Source organism: Prauserella isguenensis (assembly GCF_014191605.1).
Taxonomy (GTDB): domain Bacteria; phylum Actinomycetota; class Actinomycetes; order Mycobacteriales; family Pseudonocardiaceae; genus Prauserella; species Prauserella isguenensis.
In genome coordinates this window covers 501,178-521,763 of sequence record NZ_JACHWU010000003.1, presented here as the reverse complement: position 1 = coordinate 521,763, position 20,586 = coordinate 501,178, and the positions used below count along the sequence as shown (strand labels likewise).

The following is a 20,586-nucleotide window of genomic DNA, read 5'->3' as shown; positions in this document are numbered from 1 at the left end:
GCGGTGCGACGAACAGCGTGGGGCCGTCGCCGCGGCCACAGGAGCCGTCGCGACGGGATCCGCAGCCACAGGTGCCCCGCCGCCCGTTCCGGACCGGAACCGGCAGCGGGGCACCTGTCGTCGAGGGGCGATCAGGACGGCGGGGTGAGCACCTCGACGAGGCCGCTGCCACCGCCCATGCTGATCTGCTGCGAACCGTCGGGGTTGATGTTGTTCGACCCGATGAACTGGCCGTCGCCGGCGTAGAGCACGACGTGGCCGCCGCCGTTCGAGACGACGACGTCGCCGGGCTTCGCCTCGGACAGCGGGACCGACTGCCAGCCGTCCGCCTTGAGGTTGGCCGAGAGCTGGTCGACCGAGGCGCTGGCTTGACTCTTGTCGATCAGGCCCGCCGCCTCCAGGGTGCCGGAGACGAAGTTCGCGCAGTTGACGTTGTTCGGCACCCACGACTCCATCGCGGGCAGTTCGCCGGACATCTTGAGGTCGCTCGCGTTCCGGCCGAGGAACTGTTCGGCGATCTTGGCCGGGTTGTCGCCACGTGCGTCGATCGGCTTGGCGGGCCGCCCGTCGCCCTGGACCGCGGCGACGGCACCGCCACCACCGCCGGAGTCCCCGCCGCCGACGGGGCCGCCGCCTCCACTGACGGCCGGAGCGTTGCCGCCGCTCATCGAAACCGGCGCCGGGCTCGCGCTCGACGCCGTGGTTGAACTGGACCCGGCGGGCGTCAGCTCGACGAAGCCGCCCTCGATCTCGATGCCGAGCGGCTTGAGCAGCTCGTCGATCTGCCGTTCGGCGTTGTCGAGCGCCCGTTCGATCTCGTCCTTCTTGCCGCTGGCGTCCTTCTCGTTGAGCTGCCGGAGCCGTTCGATGTCGGCGGCAGCGGTCTCGATCTCGTTCTCGTCGTCGGAGCCGTTCTTCCGCTGCCGCGCCGCGCCGATCAGCCTGCGGTTCTCCGCGTCCTTGTTGGTGGCTTCCTCCGCGAGCTGGGCGACCTTCTTCTTGACGTTCTCCAGGATCTCGGAGACACGCTGGAGCGCGTTCTTCGCCGCCTCGGCCTTGTCGCTGACCTTGTAGCTGGCCTTGCTGAGCTTGTCGAGGTGGTCGGCGACGGCGTCGGCGTCCTTGCCGTCCCAGCCGCGGAGCACGTCGTCCCGGAAGATCTTGAGATCGTTGCCGAGGTCGTTGGAGCTGGTCGAAGCGCCGCGGACCTTCTCGGCCTGATCGTTCACGGCCGACGCGTCGAGCTGCTGAGCCTGCTGGGCGTGATTGTCGATGGCGTCCATCGACTTCGGACGGTCGAGTGACGGGTCGTCGAGTCTGTCCGACTGTGGTTCTGCGGTGGTCATCGCCTAACTCCCCTGGTTCCCGTCCTCGGTCAAGCCCGCTCGGGGTCGGTGCCCCCGAAGGTGTGCACGCCCGCGTCCTCGTCGCCACGCATGCGCTCGGCGGCCTCGGCCAGCGCGCGCGACGCGGAGTCGACGAGGTTCGCACCGGCGCTGAGCTCGGAGTTCACGCCGCTGTAGAAGTGCCGCATCGTCTCGCCTGCGCTCGCCGCGTTCTTCAGGTGGCCGTACGCGCCGCCGGGGTCGCCGTCGCCGAGATCGGTGCTCGCCTTGCTGAAGTTGTCCTTCAGTTTGCCGATCTTGGTGGCCAGTTCGGCGATCTGCTCCGGGTCGAACTGACGGCTCATCTGTGATCCCCTCCCGTGGTGGCGTCCGCGCCCCGCGACGTACCCGCTGGTCCACCGTGCGGGCCGTGACTCGTGCGGGCCGTGACACGGCACCCGCCTGCGCACGTTTCCCGCAACGAAGCGACGTTGATGGTACCGACGCACGGGGGTCCGCACCGGTTCCATGAGGAAATCCGTCCGAACGTCGACACTGCCGGGTGGCGTGGCCATTCGGCAGGTGCCGCCCTGGGAGATCGACCGCAGCGGCTCACGGGAGACGGGTTCGGACCTTTCGGGGCCACGCGCGTCCCTCGGCCAGGACGTCGAGTGTGGTGACCGCCTTGAGCAGCAGGCCGGCGGGCGGAAGGTCACGCCGGTCACCGTCGTGCCCAGACGGACGCCCGTGGTCGTCGCGACCGGCGGCTGCGCAGTGGGCTCGACGACCACGACATCGACCGGCTCGAGCATCTTCTCGACCGGCTGCGCACCAACGTCGGCGACGAACCGGCCCCGGACGGCCGGTGACGACGCCCGAGGTGGCGCCACTCGAGGTGGCGCCGCTCAAGGTGACGATCGATTCGGTGGGCCCGGTGGGACTCGAACCCACACTGGCTAGGACCTAAACCTAGTGCCTCTGCCGATTGGGCTACGGACCCGACGGGGGATCAGCTTAGCGGGGACGGGTCCGTGCGGTTTCGGCGTGGCCTGTGCGCCCCGGGGCCGCATCGTGATCTACCGTGACACTCTGCGCGCAATGCATGCATTCAGCGAGGAGGACACGTGGCTCGCAACCCGGACGCCATCGAACGCGAGATCGAGCGGTCTCGGACTGCCCTGGCCGGCACGATCGACCAGCTCGCGGTGAAGGCCAACCCGCAGCGGCTCGCCGACAACGCCAAGACGAGCGTCCAGGCCAAGCTCGAGGAGCCGAAGGTGAAGTTCCCGCTGATCGGCGCCGGCGCGCTGATCGCGGCGCTGCTGGTGCGCAAGCTGGTCCGCTGACACACACCACGCCGACGGCCGCGCATCAGGAGCGCGACCGTCGGCGTGGGTGTGGGTCCGGTGCCGGAGCGAGCCGGGCGAGGGGAGCTCGCGCCGATCAGCTGGCCGCGGACGTGCCTGCGGCAGCCGCGTAGCTCTTGCCGTCCGACTCGTCGTCGTCGGCGTTCGCGTTGCTCGTGGCCTCCGGGCTCTTGGTGATCTCCTTGCGAGGTACCCCGCTGCCCGGCGCGGTGCCCTGCGGGGTCGTGCCCTCGTCGGAGTCCGCGTCGGCATCGGTTGCCTCGGCGGCCGTCACCTCGGCGGCTTCCTCCGTGTCCGGGGTCTGGTCAGCGGCGGCGTCCGCCTCGGCCGCGTCACCCTCGTCGGCCACGTCCGCATCGGTGCCGGACTCCTCGGCGCGGGATTCCTCGGCGTCGGACTCCTCGACGTCGGATTCCGCCGCCTCGGCTTCGGTGACCTCGCCGGACTCCGCCGCCTCGGCCGCCCCCTCGACCGTGGCGTCACCGCCCGCGGACTCGTCCTGCTCGGCCGCCTCGGTACGCGAGAGCCGCGCCGTCATGTACGCCGAGGTGAACTCGAACGCACTGCCGTTGAGCAGGTGCACCACGGTCGGGTCCTCGTCACCCCCGGTCCTGGGCGCGATCTTCTCGATGAGCTGATCTGCACGGTCGCGCGCGGCGATGATGCCCGGAGCCTTGTCGGTCAGCTCCTGGCCCTCGCCGGCCACGGTGACCGTGTAGTCCTCCTCGTCGCGCACGTAGACCGCAGTGATCGGTTGCGCCACTGTCCTCACCCCTCTCCCAACGGCAGGTCTCACTGTGCAGGACGCTCCCGCCGCCGTCCTATGACGCCGATCCATTGAACACACGATCGTGTGGCAACCCGGCGCCGCCTCGGAATTGTGTTACGAAAGGGTGCCCACAGCAATACGAGTCGGTGTCGGGAATTACGCAGGGTGAGAACGGTCTCAGCGGTCGGGCCGTTGTGGTCACGGAGTGCCACTGTGCGCGTGGGGGCTGTGAATTTCCCTCAGCGGTCGGTGATTTGCGCGAGGCCGCCCCACAGCAGGTTGACGGCGTATTCGGCGACGATCTCGGGCGTGAGATCACTGCGTTGCTCGGACCAGATCGCCAGTCGCTCGCAGCCGCCGACGACGAATTCCGCGGCCGCCTGGAGTAGGCCCGATTCTTCGGCCATCCGTGCCGTCTCGGGGTCTGTGAAATCACCCATAAGTGTGGCGATGAGGTCGGTCTGCTGTTGCCGGGTCGTCTCGAGTTCCTCGGAGGCCGTGCCGACCAGGCTGGCTTCGTGGCGCACGAGCAGCCACGCCTGTTTGCGATCGCGGATGAAACGGAAGAAGGCGCGCAGTCCCTGTCGTAGCGCCTCCTCGCCGGTGGGGGAGTTCGCGACGGCCTGTTCGGTGTCGCGTCGCAGTTCGGCACGTGCCTCGCGGATGCATGCGACGAGCAGGCCCTCCTTCGAATGGAAGTACTCGTAGAGCATCGGCTTCGACACACCGACGCGTTCCGCGATCTCGTCCATCGAGGCCGCGGTGTAGCCGCGCTCGGCGAACACGGTCTCGGCGACCTGGATCATCTGCCGCTCGCGCTGCGCGCGGGGCATGCGCTTACGTGGTTTCGCCCGTGCCGATTCCGCTCCGCCCCCGGCGGTGTCGGGGGCTTTCGCCGTAGAACTCACAGACCCTAGGCTACCGGAAGTAACCTACTTCGAGTAAGGTGGACTCGCGGTAACAGGCAACGGGAGCAGACAGCGGCTGGAGGCACGCATGGGCAACCGCATCGAGGCGGGCGTCATCATCGTCGGGACCGGGTTCTCCGGCATGGGGATGGCGATCAAGCTCCGCCAGGACGGACGCGAGGACTTCGTGGTCATCGAGAAGGCCGACGAAGTGGGCGGCACCTGGCGCGACAACACCTACCCCGGCTGCGCCTGCGACATCCAGTCGCACATGTACTCGTTCTCGTTCGAGCAGAACCCCGACTGGTCGCGGGCGTTCTCCCGGCAGCCGGAGATCCACGACTACCTGCGCGCCACCGCCAGGAAGTACGACCTCTACCGCTCGATCCACTTCGGGCAGGAGCTGACCGGCGCCCGGTGGGACGAGGAGACCCGACGCTGGCACGTGAGCACCGCCCGCGGCGACGAGTTCGTCGGCAAGCACCTGGTCGCAGGCGTCGGCGCGCTGCACATCCCCCAGATCCCCGAACTGCGCGGCGCCGAGAGGTTCCAGGGGCCCGCGTTCCACTCCGCGCAGTGGGACCACGACGTCGACCTGCGCGACAAGAAGGTCGCGGTCGTCGGCACGGGAGCGAGTGCGGTGCAGTTCGTGCCGCAGATCGCCAAGGAGGTCGACAGGCTGACGCTCTTCCAGCGCACACCGCCGTGGATCATGCCGAAGCCCGACCGTCGGATGCCCGGCTGGGTCCGCAAGCTCTTCGCACGGGTCCCCGGTGTCCAGCGGCTCTACCGCAGCGCCATCTACTGGATGCTCGAGATGCGCGCCATCGGGTTCAACGGTGACCCGAGGATCATGAAGTTCGCTCAGAAGGTCGCCGAGCGGCACGTCAAGAAGCAGGTCCGCGATCCCGAACTGCGGGAGAAGGTCACGCCCGATTACGTGATGGGCTGCAAGCGCGTGCTCATCTCCAACGACTACTACCCGGCGCTTCAGCGCGACAACGTCGACGTCGTCACCGACGGGGTCGCCGAGGTGACCGAGAACAGCGTGATCGATTCCGCGGGTGTCGAGCGCGAGGCCGACGTCATCATCTACGGCACCGGCTTCCACGTGACCGACGCGTTCGACCACCTGAACATCGTCGGGGTCGGGGGGCAGGACCTGGGCAAACTGTGGGCGACCGAGGGGATGCAGACGCACAAGGGCATCACCGTCGCGGGCTTCCCGAACCTGTTCTTCCTGCTGGGGCCGAACACCGGCCTGGGGCACAACTCGGTCGTGTTCATGATCGAGCAGCAGATCCGCTACATCGCCGAGGCCATCGAGTACACCGAGCGCAAGGACGCCGAGGCGATCGAGGTGCGGCCCGAGGTGCAGGACAAGTTCAACACCGACATCCAGCGCAAACTCGAAGGCGGCATCTGGAGCCGCGGCGGCTGCACCAGCTGGTACCTCGACGCCCAGGGTGTCAACCGCACCGTCTGGCCCGGCTTCACGTGGCGGTACTGGATGCAGACCCGCAAGCTCGACCCGAGCGACTACACGCTGACCAAGTGACGCCTCCGGCGGCGTGACGCCGCGGCGGTGAGCCGACGACGCGGACCGGCCGGGTGACGGGAGCAGCCGTCACCCGGCCGTCGTCGTGTCGGGGGCCGGAGGGTCGTGTGGTCAGCCGTGCCGGTGGGCGTCCCCCGTGGCCGCACCCGGACCCGGCGAGAGCTCGGCGAGTTTGGCCAGCAGCTGCGTCGTGGGCATCCGGCACAGCTCGGCCATGCGCTCCAGTGCCGAGTGGTCGAGCTGGATCTCCGGTGAACTCGACCGCTGCAGCCGGTCCTCGGCCCACCGCCGCAGCGGTGACAGCCCCGGACTGTCGTCGGCGACGACGCTCGCGAGGTTCACCCTGATCTGCCCCGGATCGTCGCCGAAGACCCGCCGGTGTACCCGCCCGAGCAGGTCTTGGGGCGGTTCCCCCAAAGCCGTGCACAGCTCCACCAGTCGAACCACCGAACAGTGCCTGGTGCCCAGTTCGTAGGTGGCGAGTGTCTGCAGCGAGATGTCGCTCTGCAGCCGCTCGTTCAACTCTTTCCTTGTCCAACCGCGCTGCTTTCTGAGCTTGCGCAGTTCTTCCCCCAGGACGCGCTGGAAAGCGTCCGCGTCGATCAGCACTCCTTGTCCCCTGCCCGCATCATCTGCCGGATGGCCCGGCTCTGCGTCCTTCACCCGAATGAAAGTGCGCTGGGGCGTCGTGCTGACGCGACTGTGCGAAAAAGATTCGCTCTTCTTGTCAACTTAGTCTGTGTGGGTGACGTTATTGCCCCGAATGGGCTCACCCTGTGTGAATAGGTCTCACCTGTGCACGCGGCGACGTTCGACGGGGGTCACAGCGCCGATACCGGCCGGTGGCGACAGCCGGTTGCGACAGGGGATCGGGACAGCGGGTCGGGCGTCAGTTGACGCAGGTGACGCCGTCGGCGCTGATCGGCTCGTCGCCCGAGGGCTGTTGCTGCTGCGGGGCGGGCGGGCCCTGTGCCTGCGCGCGCAGTCCCTCGGGGGCGCCGCCCGGTGCCGCGCCGCCACCCGAGTCGGCCGGGGCCTCGTAGTCCGGCCCGAGCAGTACCTGAACCTGCCCCGGCGGCACCGAGGAGCTCGTCTCCACCGACACGTCGCCGAGCTTCCCGGCGACCTTCTCGCCCGTCGCGCGCTCACCCTCGGCCGCCTGCACGACCGTCGTCGTGCGGGGGTCGGTGTTGCCCACCTCGCCCTGGCCGAAGCCTGCGGCCGTCAACGTCTCCGACACACTCCCGGCCAGTCCGGTGATGCTCGAGCCGTTCAGGACGTCGACAGTGATCTCCGACGGTGCGGGAGCAGGTTTCGACGACTCCTTGGGGTCCTTCAGGCCCGCCAGCTCGCGGACGTACGACTGCACCTCCGCCGGGTCGACCTGGACGGCCTGGCCGTCGCTCGGAGTCTCGTACTCCGGGTTCGCGACCGGGATCGTGGTGAACTCGATGTTGCCCGCCGACAGGCCCTGCAACTGCTGGGCGAACCCGAGCAGGTCCCAGCCCTTGTTCACGACGACCGACTTCTGGATCGAGTCGATGAGGTTGTTCAACTTCGCGGGGTCGGCGAGCGTGCCCGCGGACACGACCTTCCTGGCCAGCCCGGCCATGAAGACCTGTTGCCGCACGACGCGGTCGAGGTCGCCGCGCAGCAGACCGTGCCGCTGCCGGACGAACGCCAGTGCCTGGTGACCGGAGATCGTCTGCTTGCCCGCGTCGAACTTGGCCCCCGAGTACGGGTCGTCGACCGGCTCGTTGAGGCACACCTCGACGCCGCCGATGGCCTTGGTGATGTCGTGGAAGCCCAGCAGGTTGATCGACGCGTAGTTGTCGATCGACGCGCCGGTGACGCCCTCGACCGTCTCGATGAGCTTCTTGGCGCCCGCCTGGTTGCTGCGAACCTCCAGGTCGGCCTTGTCGGTGACGCCTTCGGCCTGCAACTGCTGGCGCGCGTCGGACTTCGCCCGTGCGTACGCCGAATTGATCTTGTGCTTGCCGTAACCGGGGATGTCGACGTACGAGTCCCGCGGCAGCGACATCGCGGTCGCCTTGCTGCCGTCGTTCGGGATGCGCACGAAGATCAGCGTGTCGGTGTTCAGCTCGCCGTCGGCGACCCCGGCGTTGAGCTTGGCCAGCATCTTCTCGGGCAGCGGGTTGCCCTGAGCGTCGGTGCGGCTGTCCATGCCGACCAGCAGGATGTCGCGCGCCCCGTCGGCGGGCTTCGACCCCTCGTCGATCACGTCGGCCATCGTCAGGCCGTTGACCAGGCCCTGCATCGCGGCCCACGCATATCCCGTGAGCGACATGACCAGCACCGACACGATCGCCAGCGCGACCTTCGGTGCCAGCAGCGACGACCGTCGCTTCGGCGGGACGGGCCTGCCGCCGCGTGGCCGGTCGCCCTTGCCCGGCGGCGGTGGCTTACGCGGTCCGTTGCCCGCGGACGCCGCCGGAGAGCCCTGCCCGCCGGCGGCCGGGGTTCGCCGTGGACCTGCGGGCTCGCCTCCACGGGCGGCCGGGGGCGGGCCGGACTTGCGCGGTTGCCCCGGCCTGCCACCGCCCACGGGCGACCCCGGTTCGGGTGACCGCTGCGGGTTCGCGGGCCGCTGCGGGCCGCGGGGTCCCGGCCCCTGCCCGCCGGCGGGTGGGCCGTCGGCGCCGCGCTGCCACGGCCGCTGCGGGCCACGCCCCTGAGACGGGTTCCGCGGTGGTTCGTTCACGCCGACGGCTCCCTTTCCTGACTCGTGGGGCGTACTGCGGGCTCGGTGGGTCGCGGGCCGTTGCGTCGACGCCGTCGCCGGGCGTCGACCCGGTGTCCGGCAACGATCTCCGGCACCGGTCTCCGGTACGGGGTACCCCGTAGGGAACCGCGTACGGCCGGAGCCCGGCCCTCCAGGGAGACGCGGCGGCGCGGCCGGAGGTTGTTCGTAGCGTGGCACATCGGTGCCTTTATGTGGCCGAGGACACGGCAGGCCGTCCGGAGGCTGCCCGGATCGCGGCCGGTGTCGGATTCGCTCATCCCTCGGCCGTCCCGGTGGGCGGAACGCGCCACAACGACCGCAGCGGCCGGGAGGCCCGGCGCGCGGCCCACACCGTAGCCAGTACCGCGGCGACCGCCAGCGCCCCCGTGGCCGTGTAGACGACGACGCCCGCGGTGAACACTCCCGGTCCGGCCGTGGCCGAGAGCAACGGCGGGACACAGGCCAGCGCGGTGAGCAGCCAGGTACGCGGGGAGTGACTGTCCCCGGTGCGGACCGTGTGCAGCAGCGACATCCCCAGCAGCAGGTGGACGAGACTCTGGATCGGGTCGAGCGGCAACTCCGGCAGCAGCGGCGTGTCACCGAAGGTGCGGAAGCTGGACAGCGCGAACCCGAAGACCCCGATCGTGGCGTAGCCGACGCCCGCGGTCGTGGCGACGTGGGCGAGCAGCCGTTCCAGGCGAGCCGTGGGCAGCTGCGCCGGAGCGGCGGGCGGCCGGTGGGCGGCATGCCGTTCGAACCACCAGAACACCGCGAGCGCGGGCACGGCCAACATGGCCACGGCGAGGCCCACACGCAGGCTGCCCGACGGCACCAGGTCCGGCAGGTACACGGCCGCGACCAGCAGGATCATTCCGGATAGGAACAGCAGGTAGAGGCTCATCGGTGCCTGTGCGGCGCGCCCGGCGGCGAGCCGCAGCCGTGGCCTGCGTGCCAGTGCGGCCAGCGGCGTACGAGCCAGGCGGAGCACGCTCAGTTGCACCAGCCCGAGCAGCAGCACCGGGACGACCGGGCCGGCCAACGGCGGAGGACCGTCGGGGGCGCCGAGGACCGTCGCGGGAACGAGGCCCTGCCACGCGCCCGCGGCCAGCAGCACCGTGCCGAGGACGGCCGTGACCGCGGCGGGCCGGGCCGAGCGGAGCCGCCCGGTCGCGTGGACGAGCGCCAACTGTTGCGCGATGAGGGCCATGACCAGCGCCGCGAGGCCGGCCAGCACCGGCGTCTGGGTGCGTTCGGCGGCCACCACCAACCCGCCCAGCGCGGCGACCAGGACGACACCCGTGACCGTGGCTGCCTTCCGGTGCAGCAGGTGCATCACCGGTGCCGCGACGGCCGTCAGCACGTAGACACCGAGCAGCCACAGCGGATGCAGCGCGATACGCACGGCGACCTCGACGGTCGAGGACGGCACCGTCATCAGCTCGAGTGCCGTCGGCACCGCGAAGGCCACGAGAGCGAACACCAGTGCCATGCGGAGTAGCCAGCTCGTGCGGTGTGCCAGGTACTCGCGGTATCCGCCTCCCGCGTTCCGTACGTCGCGCCAGTCCGCGAGGTTCGCGTGACCGCCGGCGAAGAAGAACACGAACGCGAACTGGGCGAGCCAGGTCGCGGGCCACAGCCACGCCTCGTCGACGCCCGCCCAGCCTGCGAGCGCGACGGCCGATTCGCCGAGCACGATCGCTCCGATCGCGGCGACGCCGAGCAGTCGCCACCGGTTCGCGGGCGCCGCGGGCCGGGGCGGTGCGGTCACGACCCGCGGGCGCGCCCGTCGGCTCCTCCGCCACGTGCGCAACCGGAAGGCCAGCAGCAGGCCGATCGCAGCAACCCCCGCCAGCAGTGGGCCCAGGGGTTCGCCGGTGGGCGGTCCCCAACGCTGATGCCACGAGTTGACGTCCATGCCCGCCGCGTACAGCGACGCGACGGCGTGGCAGGCGCGCGCGGAGCCGCGCGGGTTGGTCTCGCACGTGGCGTGCATGTCGTCGGCCAGTCGCTGATCGAGCCCGTCACGCAACGCCGGGTCGAGTGGATGGCCCTTGGCGTCGGCGTAGCGCAACAGGTCGTAGCCGAGATCGTGTGCCCGGCACGCCGTGTCGAAGTTCCACCGGGTCCCGTCGTCGCCCCAGGGCGCCGAGCATCCGCCGTCGATGTGGACCGACCGCACGGTGCCGTCTCGTGCGGTCTCCTCGCCCGCCGCGGCGCCCGTGACTGCCCGGAAGTCCGAGGGAAGGCGCTCGTGGGCCTCACCCGCCGTCCGCGGGTCGAGCAGCGCGTGTGCGGCCTGCTCGGCCATGGCCACGTCACCGTGGGGCGGCCCCTGCTCCGGTGGCGGAGCGGAGCGGGAGGCGAAGAACCCGAACCCGACGACCACGACGAGCAGCAGCAGCACGCGCCCGGTGGTGTTCAGTCCTCGGCCGAGCCCTCGTCCGAAGCCGCGTCGCCGGTGCCCGCCGCGCGGTGGTGGCGCGACGGGCACCGGCGACGCGGAGGCCGGGGATGCCTCGGCGGACTCGGTGGTCGGGTGGGCCATCGACGTCCAGGGTGGCAGCGGCCGTGTGAAGCGGATATCGGGGGAACCCCCGAAAGCGTGACGATCTGGTGACGGGGGTCACGCGGCGCGGTCACGTGCCGCATCCGGCCCGCCCTGCGGAACCGCCGGGTGAGTGGCCGCCCGACCGGGTCACGGGCCCGCGGGCTCCGCCAGATGCACCGCGTCACGCCCGGCTTCCTTCGCGGCGTACACCGCGGCGTCGGCGGCCTGCGTGAGGTCGTCCAGCGTCGTCGCGTGGTCCGGATACACGGCGATGCCGACCGACGCCGTGGGACCCGCGATCGCGACGTGCGAACCGCGTTTGTCGGTCGTGTCGATGTGCAGTTCCGCGATGGTCGCGCGAATGCGCTCGGCGGCGTGTCTCGCCGCATCGGCGTCGGTGTCGGGCAGCAGCAGGAGGAACTCCTCGCCGCCGAACCGGCCGACGATGTCGGCCGGCCTGGTGGCCTCGCGCAGCACGCCCGCCACCCGCGTCAGGACGTCGTCGCCCGCGGGATGGCCGTAGGTGTCGTTGACGTCCTTGAAGTGGTCGAGGTCGATCATCAGCACCGCGAGGACGCCGTCGGCGCGGCGCACCCTGCGGAGCGCGCGGCCGGCGGCCTCCGACCAGCCGCGCATGTTGCGCAGTCCGGTCTTCGGGTCGCTGGCGGCGTCGGCCTGCAGTTGTTCGATCTCGGCGAGCCGGTTGAACACGACCGCCACCGCGGTCATGATCAGCACCGCGGGCGGCAGCGCGACCAGCAGTACCGCCGTCACGGCGCCCAGGCCCGTGGCGATGGCCTCGAGCAGGTTGTCGGCGGTGCTGCCGAACACCCCGCGCCGCGTGGGCGACGGCCCGCTGAGCGCGATCGCACCGCCGACGTAGACCAGCTGCACGCTCTCGTACACGGCCGCGGCGAGCAGGATCAGGGCGAACTCGCGCAGCGACGCGGCCGCGGTGAGCGACTCCCAGTCGGACGGACCGAGCGCGCGGTGGAGGTTTCCGGCCAGCGCCGCCGCGAAACAGTGCGCGACGGTCGAGAACACGAAGTTGTGTGCGGGGCGCCGTGCGATGAGCCAGCGTTGGGCGCGCACCGCGACGATCAGCGCCACCGTCAGCGTCACCGGCAACACCAGCACGGCGGGAAACACCCACACCGCGTTCAGGTCGATGAGCACCGACCGCATCCGGCTGCGACGGCGTTCCTCCTGCCGCCGCGTCAGCTGGATGTGGACGGTGGCTCCCGCGAAGAGGAGCCCGAGCCGGAGCCAGTCCGTCGTCCCGGGTGTCGGTGCGGACATCGCGGCGAGCGCGACCCCGGCCAGGGCCACGAGCTCGGCGACCACGACGAATCCGATGAACGCCGGCGGTCGCCGCCACAGCTTCCATCTCAGCGGGTTGATCGGTCCGGGGCGGCGCCGCTCCGGACCGGCTCCGTGACGAGGCACGTGCCGCGAGACGGGACCGTCGGCCGCCGCGGCCGGAGCGGTTTGCGCCCTCGGCACCGGGGGCTCGGACGCCGCGGAACGGGACGCTGCGGAACGGGACGCTGCGGAACGGGACGCGGATCGGGATGCTGCGGTGCCGGAGGTGGTGCCGGAGGTGGTGCCGGAGGTGGTGCCGGAGGTGGTGCCGACGGAATGCGCGGGACCGGACCCGCCGGCGCCGGACCCTGGAGGAAGCCGGACATGCCGCTCGCGCCGCATGGGTGACCTCCCTACTGTCCTGGGGCCGGTGTCTGCGGATACCCGCCATCGCGGCCTCCGTCGCACCGCGATACGAACACGTTGCGTATCGAGTGGTGTCGTCTCCGTGACAGTGGATCACGGGTGTGCCCGTTTCGTCCGCGTACGGCACGGGCGTGGGTGAGACGTCACCGAGAAGGGGACGGCGAGCCGGGTCGGGCGTGCTGCGCCGGCCGGGTCTCCGGAGTCGAATGCCCTGGTGGAGGGGCATGGCGCCGACTAGGCTGATCCCACACGATACGCCGAGCCGCACAGCGTTCGCCCAGCTCGCCGTCTGTGAGGTGAGGGGAGGTTCCGTGATGTTCGACCGTGACTTCTGACCCGTGTGACCGGCCGGCGTGATGTCCTGGCGGCTCGGCCGCCGCCGGCGCTCCCGCGCCGGGGCGTGAGGCCCGGGTGGCCGTTCGTTCCCGGTACCGCTGCCCGTTCGGCCGCGCTCTTCCATGGGGCCGATCGGTTGCCGCACGCTCGGCGCACCTACCCGTCCGTCCGCCGATGGCAGGCATGTGCTGCGCCATCAGGGGGAAAGACTGGGAAGGACCGCTGCTGTGGGTAGAACCCCCTCGCGGTCGGACCGGGTGCTGACAGCGGGAGGTCGACATGGACGGGTTACTCGGCGGCAAGGCCGTCGTCGTCACCGGCGCCGGACGAGGACTGGGGGAGGCGTTCGCCGTGCACGCGGCGCGCGCGGGCGCCGATGTCGTCGTCAACGACGTCGACGTCGGCGCCGCCGAGTCCGTGGCGGCGAACATCCGGGCTCACGGTGGCCGCGCGGTCGCGAGTGCACACGACGTGTCGGACGCCGACCAGGCCGCCGCCGTCGTGCACACGTGCGTCGGCGAGTTCGGCGGCGTCGACGGCCTGGTCAACAACGCCGCGGTGAACCACGAGGCGCTGCCGTGGGAGGACGATCCGGCCCGTGTGCGCAGCCTGATCGAGACCAACGTGCTCGGTGTGGCCTTCACCGGCATGGCCGCGGCCCGCGCCATGGTCGACGCGGGCCGCGGCGGGTCGATCGTCAACATCAGTTCCGGCGCGTCCCTCGGGCAGCGCAAGCTCGGCGCGTACGCCGCGAGCAAGGGAGCCGTCGCGTCGTTGACGTACTCGTGGGCCCTCGACATGGAGGACGAGGGCATTCGCGTCAACGCCGTGTGCCCGCTCGCCCACACGCGCATGGTGTGGACGTCCGAACGGGCGCTGCGCGGTTGCCCGCCGGACCGCACGCCCAGCCGCATCGCGCCGCTGGTGCTCTACCTGCTCGGTGACGGTTCGGCGGGCATCACCGGCCAGCTGGTGCGCTGCAACGGGCCGCAACTGCACATCGTCGGCCAGCCGTACCTGAAGGCACCGATCCTCGAACGCGACGTGTGGGACACCGAGGGCGTCCAACGTGCGTTCGAGGAGGTCTTCGGCGCCCACCTCGAGCCGTACGGTCTGGAGAAGCGGGTTCCGCCGCGGCTTCGGAAGTGGCTCAACGTCAGCAGCGCCTGACAGGGGGCCGAGTCATGCTCCGTACAGCGACTCGATGTCGTCGCGGTAGCGCTCGTTGATCACCCGCCGCTTGAGCTTCAGCGTGGGTGTCAGCTCGCCGCTCTCCGGGGTCCACGACCGCGACAGCAGCGTGTACTGCTTGACCTGTTCCACCCGCGCGAGCCGTTCGTTCGCGGCGTCGACGGCCTGCTCGATCTCCGCCCGCACCTGTGGGTGACTCGCCAGCGTGGCCGGCTCGGCCGCCTCGATACCCCGCGCCGCCGCCCACGCGGGTGCGATCTCGTCGTCGAGCACGATGAGCGCGCTGATGTAGGGCCGGTCGTCGCCGATCGCGACGGCCTGCCCGATCAGCGGGTGCTCCTTGAGCAGACCCTCGATCCGCGACGGGGCGATGTTCTTGCCGCCCGCGGTGATGATCAGCTCCTTCTTGCGGTCGGTGATGGTGACGTAGCCGTCCGCGTCGATCGTGCCGATGTCGCCGGTGGCGAACCAGCCGTCGTCGTCGGTCACGTCCTCGATCGTGCCGTCGGCCTGCAGGTAGCCGAGGAACACGATGGGTCCCCGGACGAGCAGCTCGCCGTCGTCGGCGACGCGTACCTCGATGCCGGGCAGCGGCCTGCCGACCGTGCCCGCACGGAACGCGCCCGCAGTGTTGGCGGTGACGGCGCCCGTCGTCTCGGACAGGCCCCACACCTCCTGGATCTCGACGCCCAACCCGGCGATGAAGTACAGCACCTCGACGGGTAGCGCCGCGGCACCGCTGGAAGCCAGGAACAGGCGGTCGAGCCCGAGCATCTGCCGGACCGGCGCGAGCACCGCCTCGTCGGTCTCGGCGATGCGCTCGGCCAGGTCAGCGGGAACCGGCTCACCAGCGCTGCGGAGCTTGTAGCCCTCCTGCAACAGTTCATTGGCCTGCAGCAGCGCGGTCTGCTTCTCCTCGGGTAGTCCTGCGAGCATGTTCTTCAGGCCGGCGACCATCTTCTCCCAGACCCGCGGCACGCCGAAGAACTGCTGGGGATGCACCCGCCCGAGGGCGGTGACGACGTTGGCGGGGTCGACGAGCGTGTGCACATGGCCCGCGTTGACCGTCGGCAGGTAGATCGACAGCACGCGCTCGGCGATGTGCGCGAGCGGCAGGTACGCGACGTTCGTCAGGTGCGGTGGGTTCTCGTGCAGGTCGCGCAGTGCCACGGCTTCGTGGAGCGCGTTGCGGTGGGACAGCACGACGCCCTTCGGTACGCCCGTCGTGCCCGAGGTGTAGATCATCGCCAGCGGGTCGTCGGGCCTGACGTCCGCCACGGCGCGGTCGAACGTGTCCGGGTCGGCCGGATGCGCGGCCGCGCCCTGCGCGTGGAGTTCGTCGAACGCGAGGAACCGGTCGTCGCCGGAGGGCACGGCGTCGTCGTCCATCACGACGACGTGGGCCAGTGCGGGCAGTGAATCCAGCACCGGTCGCCAGCGGGCGAGTTCGTCGGTGCCGGCGAGCACGGCCACGGGTGCCGCGCTGTGTTCGGCGACGAAGGCGATCTGGTCGCTGCTCAGCGTCGAGTAGGCCGTGCACGGGATCGCGCCGAGGCAGGTCGCGGCCAGGTCGACGATGATGTGCTCCGGCCTGCTCGGCGCCATGATCAGCATCCGCTGTCCGGAACGCAGTCCGAGGTCCGCCAGTCCGCGGGCGACCGCTGCGACCTCGTCGCGCAGGGCGGCCCAGTTCAGGGTCGGGGCCCCTTCGACGTCGAGTGACGTCAGCGCGGGCAGGTCGGCGAAGTCGCGTGCGTTGCGTTGCAGCAGCGCGGGGATGGTGTCGGTGCCGGGATCGGCGGTGACGGGCTGCGGGGCTGCTGTGGCGTCGGCTCGGCGGTCCGCGGACGGTGCTGCCATGGGGACTCCCGGGTTCTGGTCGGCGCTGACGAGAGTTCCCACCCTATGTGCTCGATGTCACCCCGGAAAGTCCGTGCGCGGCGACCTTGTCGAGAATAGAAACATGTTCTAGTTTCATGGGCGCACGGGGAACGGAGGTGTTCGTGGCGGATCGGGAGCTCTCGTACGACGGGGCGGTCGTACTCGTGACCGGCGGAGCGCGGGGAGTCGGCGCGGGGATCTCGGCCACTTTCCGTGAACTCGGCGCCCGGGTGGTCGTCTGCGGGCGGACTCCGCCCGGCGCGTCCGACGCCTGCTTCGTGGAGTGCGACGTGCGCGACCCCGGGCAGATCGAGGCGATGATGGAACAGGTTCTCGAACGCTGGGGCCGACTCGACGTCGTGGTCAACAATGCGGGCGGGGCACCGCACGCCGCCGCGGCGGAGGCCTCGCCGCGGTTCCACGACAAGATCGTCCAACTCAACCTCCTCGCACCGCTCCACGTCGCACAGCAGGCCAACGCGGTGATGCGGCGCCAGGACGACGGCGGCTCGATCGTCATGGTCGGCAGCGTCAGCGGCAGGCGTTCCTCGCCCGGCACCGCCGCCTACGGAGCAGCCAAGGCGGGGCTCGAGAACCTGACCGCCAGCCTCGCCGTGGAATGGGCGCCGAAGGTGCGGGTCAACGCCCTCGCCGTCGGCATGGTGCGCACCGAGCAGGCGCATCTGCACTACGGCAGCGAGGAGGGCATCGCCGCGGTCGGGGCCACGGTGCCGCTCGGCAGGCTCGCCGAACCCGCGGAGATCGGGCGGTGCGCGGCGTTCCTCGCCTCGCCGCTCGCCTCCTACGTCACCGGCGCCTCCCTCCTCGTCCACGGCGGCGGTGAGCGGCCCGCCTTCCTCACCGCGGCGGACGCGAACGACGCCGCGGCGGACCCCGGCGGCACCACTGGGACCGCGACCGCGGACCGCGACATTCGACGGGAGAACGCACATGGGTAACGGGCTGTGCCGCGACCGGGTGGTCATCGTGACCGGCGCCGGGCGGGGCATCGGACGGGCGCATGCGCTCGCCTTCGCCGACGCGGGCGCACGGGTCGTGGTCAACGACGTCGGCGTGGCGCTGGACGGCTCACGCACCGGCGAGGGACCGGCGGCGGACGTCGTCGCCGAGATCGCCGACCGCGGCGGCACGGCTCTCGCCAGCACCCACGACGTGGCCGACTTCGACGCGGCGCAGGCGCTCGTCGACGACACCGTCGAGCGCTTCGGAGGCCTCGACGTGCTCGTCAACAACGCGGGCGTGGTCCGGGACCGCATGCTCGTCAACCTCGGCGCGGACGAGTGGGACGCCGTGATGCGGGTGCACCTGCGAGGACACTTCGCCACGCTGCGCCACGCAGGCGCGTACTGGCGGGCGGAGTCGAAGGCGGGACGCACACCGGACGCTCGGGTGATCAACACGAGCTCCGGAGCCGGGTTGCTCGGCAGCGTCGGCCAGGCGAACTACTCCGCGGCCAAGGCGGGGATCGCGGGTCTGACCGTGGTGGCGGCCGCCGAGCTGGCCCGCTACGGCGTGACGGTCAACGCGATCGCGCCGTCGGCGCGCACCCGCATGACGGAGGACGTGTTCGCCGACATGATGGCGCGTCCCGACGACGGATTCGACGCCATGGCACCGGAGAACGTCTCGCCACTGGCCGTCTGGCTGGGCAGTGCGGAGTCTGCGGACGTGACAGGGCGCGTGTTCGAAGTGGAGGGAGGCAAGGTCTCGGTGGCCCAGTCGTGGCGCCACGGACCGGAGGTCGACAAGGGAGCACGCTGGGACCCGGCCGAACTGGGCCCGGTCGTGACGGACCTGCTGGCGAAGGCGCCGGCACCGGAACCTGTCTACGGAGTGGGCGGATGACCATCACGAGGAAACGCGTCGACGAGCACATCGAGGTGGTCACGGTCGACGCGCCGCCGGTCAACGCGCTGACGGTCGCGGGCTGGTTCGAACTGGCCGACACCGTGCGCGCGGCGGGCGCCGACCCGGACGTGCACGTCGTCGTGCTGCGGGCCGAGGGACGCGGTTTCAACGCGGGCGTCGACATCAAGGAGATCCAGGCGAGCAGCGGTTACGAGGCGCTCGTGGGCGCGAACCGGGGCTGCTACGCGGCGTTCGGCGCCGTCTACGACTGTGCGGTGCCGGTGGTCGCCGCGGTGCACGGGCACTGCCTCGGCGGCGGGGTCGGGCTCGTCGGCAACGCCGACGTCGTCGTGGCCTCCGACGACGCGACCTTCGGTGTGCCGGAGGTGGAACGCGGGGCGCTCGGCGCGGCGACGCACCTCGCCCGGCTGGTGCCACCGCACCTGATGCGCACGCTGTACTTCACCGCACGCACGGTCACGGCGGCCGAACTGCAGGGATTCGGCTCGGTCTACGCGGTCGTGCCGACGTCCGAACTGGACGACGCCGCGCTGGAGTTGGCCCGGTCGATCGCCGCGAAGGACACCCGGGTGATCCGCGCCGCGAAGGAGGCGCTCAACGGCATCGACACGCAGGACGTGCACCGCAGTTACCGGTTCGAACAGGGCTTCACGTTCGAGCTGAACCTGCTCGGCGCCTCGGACGCGGCGCGGCAGGCGTTCCTGGACGAGAAGGGGTCGTGATGGCCGACAAACGTACGACCGTCGACGACGCGGTCGCCGAACTGCGCGATGGGATGACGATCGGTATCGGTGGCTGGGGTTCCCGGCGCAAGCCGATGGCCGCGGTGCGGGCGATCCTCCGCTCGCCGGTGAAGGACCTGACCGTCGTGTCCTACGGCGGGCCCGACGTCGGACTGCTGTGCGCCGCGGGGAAGGTGCGGCGCGTCGTTTTCGGGTTCGTGACGCTCGATTCGGTGCCGTTCGATCCGCACTTCGGCCGCGCGCGGGAGAGCGGTGACATCGAGGTCACCGAGTACGACGAGGGCATGTTCGGTCTGGCGCTGCAAGCCGCTGCCCAGCGGTTGCCGTTCCTGCCGACGCGAGCGGGCCTCGGTTCCGACGTGCCGCGGTTGTCGCCGCAGCTGCGGACGGTGCGTTCGCCCTACGCGGACGGCGAGGAGCTGCTCGCCGTGCCCGCGCAGCCCCTCGACGTCGCGTTCGTCCATCTGAACCGCGCCGACGCACGCGGCAACGCCCAGTACCTCGGCCCGGACCCCTACTTCGACGACCTGTTCTGCCTCGCCGCGGCGACACGTTTCGTGTCGGCCGAACGTGTCGTGCCCACGACCGAGCTGACCGAGGGCGGGCCGGTGCAGTCGCTGTTGCTCAACCGATCCGCTGTGGACGGTGTGATCGAGGCGCCGCGCGGGGCGCACTTCACCACCGCGGCCCCGGACTACGGCAGGGACGAACAGTTCCAGAAGCACTATGTCGACTCCGCGAAGGATCCCGAGCGGTGGCCGTCCTTCGTCGACCGTTTCCTCTCCGGAGACGAGGCCGCGTATCGGGCCGAGATCGACCGGTTCGCCACGGAGGTGGCCGCATGAGTGACGTGACGAGGGCCGAGATCGCCGTGGTGGCGGTGGCCGAGCTGTTCCGCGGCGACGGCGAGCTCGTGGCGAGCCCGATGGGAACCGTCCCGTCGTTGGGTGCGCGGCTGGCGCGGGCGACGTTCGAGCCGGACCTGCTGCTGTCCGACGGACAGGCCTACCTCGTCGACGGCGACGGCACGGTCGAAGGGTGGCAGCCGTTCCGGAAGATGCTCGACACGATCGTGCCGCACGGCAGGCGGCACGTTGTGATGGGCGCCAACCAGGTCGACCGGTACGGCAACCAGAACATCTCCGCGATCGGCGAGCACGACCGTCCCGCGAAGCAGCTGCTGGGCGTGCGCGGGGCGCCGGGCAACACCGTCAACCACCGCACGAGCTACTGGGTGCCGCGCCACGGCAGGCGCGTGTTCGTGGAGTCGGTCGACGTCGTGGCGGGCGTCGGATACGACAACGCGGCGAAGGCCGGCGCGGCGGCGCAACGCTTCCACGACGTCCACCGGGTGGTGACGAACCTCGGCGTGTTCGACTTCGGCGGGCCCGACCACGTGATGCGCGGGCTGTCGTTGCACCCCGGCGTGACCGAGGACGAGGTGGCGGAGGCGACGTCGTTCCCCGTCGACTGCACCGGTGCGAGCACCTCACGCCTACCCACAGCCGAGGAACTGCACCTGATCCGCGACGTGCTCGACCCCGCGGGTATGCGGGATCAGGAAGTGCCGTCATGACGGCAGGTGCGGATCCGGCGGTC

General features: G+C 70.8%; 17 protein-coding genes and 1 tRNA gene. 8 read left to right on the top strand and 10 right to left on the bottom strand.

Features of this window, described 5'->3' with window-relative positions:
• Positions 1-131: 131 nt before the first annotated feature.
• From FHS23_RS15135 to FHS23_RS15125, 3 genes are all read right to left on the bottom strand, one after another.
• Positions 132-1,346, bottom strand: coding sequence for a C40 family peptidase (locus FHS23_RS15135; protein WP_183655205.1), 1,215 nt, complete (start codon positions 1,344-1,346; stop codon positions 132-134).
• Positions 1,347-1,375: 29 nt separating this feature from the next.
• On the bottom strand, positions 1,376-1,690 hold the full coding sequence (locus FHS23_RS15130; RefSeq protein WP_183655202.1) for a hypothetical protein: 315 nt from the start codon (positions 1,688-1,690) through the stop codon (positions 1,376-1,378).
• 561 nt (positions 1,691-2,251) lie between these two features.
• Positions 2,252-2,325: transfer RNA gene (locus FHS23_RS15125), tRNA-Leu, on the bottom strand.
• Positions 2,326-2,449: 124 nt separating this feature from the next.
• Here FHS23_RS15125 and FHS23_RS15120 point away from each other — a divergent pair.
• Complete coding sequence (locus FHS23_RS15120; RefSeq protein ID WP_183655199.1) at positions 2,450-2,671, top strand: DUF3618 domain-containing protein; 222 nt, start codon at positions 2,450-2,452, stop codon at positions 2,669-2,671.
• Between the two features lie 97 nt (positions 2,672-2,768).
• Here FHS23_RS15120 and FHS23_RS15115 read toward each other — a convergent pair whose 3' ends face one another.
• On the bottom strand, positions 2,769-3,455 hold the full coding sequence (locus FHS23_RS15115) for a hypothetical protein (RefSeq protein ID WP_183655196.1): 687 nt from the start codon (positions 3,453-3,455) through the stop codon (positions 2,769-2,771).
• A gap of 245 nt (positions 3,456-3,700) precedes the next feature.
• On the bottom strand, positions 3,701-4,294 hold the full coding sequence (locus FHS23_RS15110; protein ID WP_183656143.1) for a TetR/AcrR family transcriptional regulator: 594 nt from the start codon (positions 4,292-4,294) through the stop codon (positions 3,701-3,703).
• A 163-nt stretch (positions 4,295-4,457) separates the two neighbouring features.
• Here FHS23_RS15110 and FHS23_RS15105 point away from each other — a divergent pair, with 163 nt between their 5' ends.
• The gene (locus tag FHS23_RS15105) at positions 4,458-5,927 is read left to right on the top strand and encodes a flavin-containing monooxygenase (RefSeq protein ID WP_183655193.1); all 1,470 of its coding nucleotides are present in this window, start codon (positions 4,458-4,460) and stop codon (positions 5,925-5,927) included.
• 111 nt (positions 5,928-6,038) lie between these two features.
• On the opposite strand, the gene FHS23_RS15100 is transcribed toward FHS23_RS15105, so the two are convergent.
• From FHS23_RS15100 to FHS23_RS15085, 4 genes are all read right to left on the bottom strand, one after another.
• Positions 6,039-6,536, bottom strand: a complete 498-nt coding sequence (locus FHS23_RS15100; protein WP_183656140.1) for a helix-turn-helix domain-containing protein — start codon at positions 6,534-6,536, stop codon at positions 6,039-6,041.
• 280 nt (positions 6,537-6,816) lie between these two features.
• Positions 6,817-8,649, bottom strand: a complete 1,833-nt coding sequence (locus tag FHS23_RS15095) for an LCP family protein (protein ID WP_343053957.1) — start codon at positions 8,647-8,649, stop codon at positions 6,817-6,819.
• A 295-nt stretch (positions 8,650-8,944) separates the two neighbouring features.
• Entirely contained in the window at positions 8,945-11,215 is a 2,271-nt protein-coding gene (locus FHS23_RS15090; protein WP_183655190.1) for a phospholipase A2, read from the bottom strand.
• A 150-nt stretch (positions 11,216-11,365) separates the two neighbouring features.
• On the bottom strand, positions 11,366-12,562 hold the full coding sequence (locus FHS23_RS15085; protein ID WP_343053956.1) for a GGDEF domain-containing protein: 1,197 nt from the start codon (positions 12,560-12,562) through the stop codon (positions 11,366-11,368).
• Positions 12,563-13,561: 999 nt separating this feature from the next.
• Between FHS23_RS15085 and FHS23_RS15080 the strand changes: the two genes are divergently transcribed.
• Positions 13,562-14,452, top strand: a complete 891-nt coding sequence (locus tag FHS23_RS15080; RefSeq protein ID WP_183655184.1) for an SDR family NAD(P)-dependent oxidoreductase — start codon at positions 13,562-13,564, stop codon at positions 14,450-14,452.
• 12 nt (positions 14,453-14,464) lie between these two features.
• On the opposite strand, the gene FHS23_RS15075 is transcribed toward FHS23_RS15080, so the two are convergent.
• On the bottom strand, positions 14,465-16,333 hold the full coding sequence (locus FHS23_RS15075; protein ID WP_183655181.1) for an AMP-dependent synthetase/ligase: 1,869 nt from the start codon (positions 16,331-16,333) through the stop codon (positions 14,465-14,467).
• Positions 16,334-16,449: 116 nt separating this feature from the next.
• On the opposite strand from FHS23_RS15075, the gene FHS23_RS15070 reads away from it, so the two are divergent.
• From FHS23_RS15070 to FHS23_RS15050, 5 genes are read left to right on the top strand one after another with little or no spacing between them, the layout of a single operon-like run.
• Positions 16,450-17,313 carry an SDR family oxidoreductase gene (locus FHS23_RS15070; RefSeq protein ID WP_183655178.1) on the top strand — a complete coding sequence of 288 codons (864 nt, stop codon included), beginning with the start codon at positions 16,450-16,452 and terminating at the stop codon, positions 17,311-17,313.
• On the top strand, positions 17,306-18,220 hold the full coding sequence (locus tag FHS23_RS15065) for an SDR family oxidoreductase (RefSeq protein ID WP_183655174.1): 915 nt from the start codon (positions 17,306-17,308) through the stop codon (positions 18,218-18,220). Before FHS23_RS15070 ends, FHS23_RS15065 begins: the two co-directional genes overlap by 8 nt.
• Positions 18,217-18,966, top strand: coding sequence for an enoyl-CoA hydratase family protein (locus FHS23_RS15060; RefSeq protein WP_183655172.1), 750 nt, complete (start codon positions 18,217-18,219; stop codon positions 18,964-18,966). Before FHS23_RS15065 ends, FHS23_RS15060 begins: the two co-directional genes overlap by 4 nt.
• A complete protein-coding gene (locus tag FHS23_RS15055) occupies positions 18,966-19,832 on the top strand; it encodes a CoA transferase subunit A (protein ID WP_183655169.1) in 867 nt (288 codons plus the stop codon). Before FHS23_RS15060 ends, FHS23_RS15055 begins: the two co-directional genes overlap by 1 nt.
• Positions 19,829-20,563: a CoA-transferase subunit beta gene (locus FHS23_RS15050; protein ID WP_183655165.1), complete on the top strand. Its 735-nt coding sequence runs from the start codon at positions 19,829-19,831 to the stop codon at positions 20,561-20,563. The genes FHS23_RS15055 and FHS23_RS15050 overlap by 4 nt, the downstream gene beginning before the upstream one ends.
• Positions 20,564-20,586: the final 23 nt, after the last annotated feature.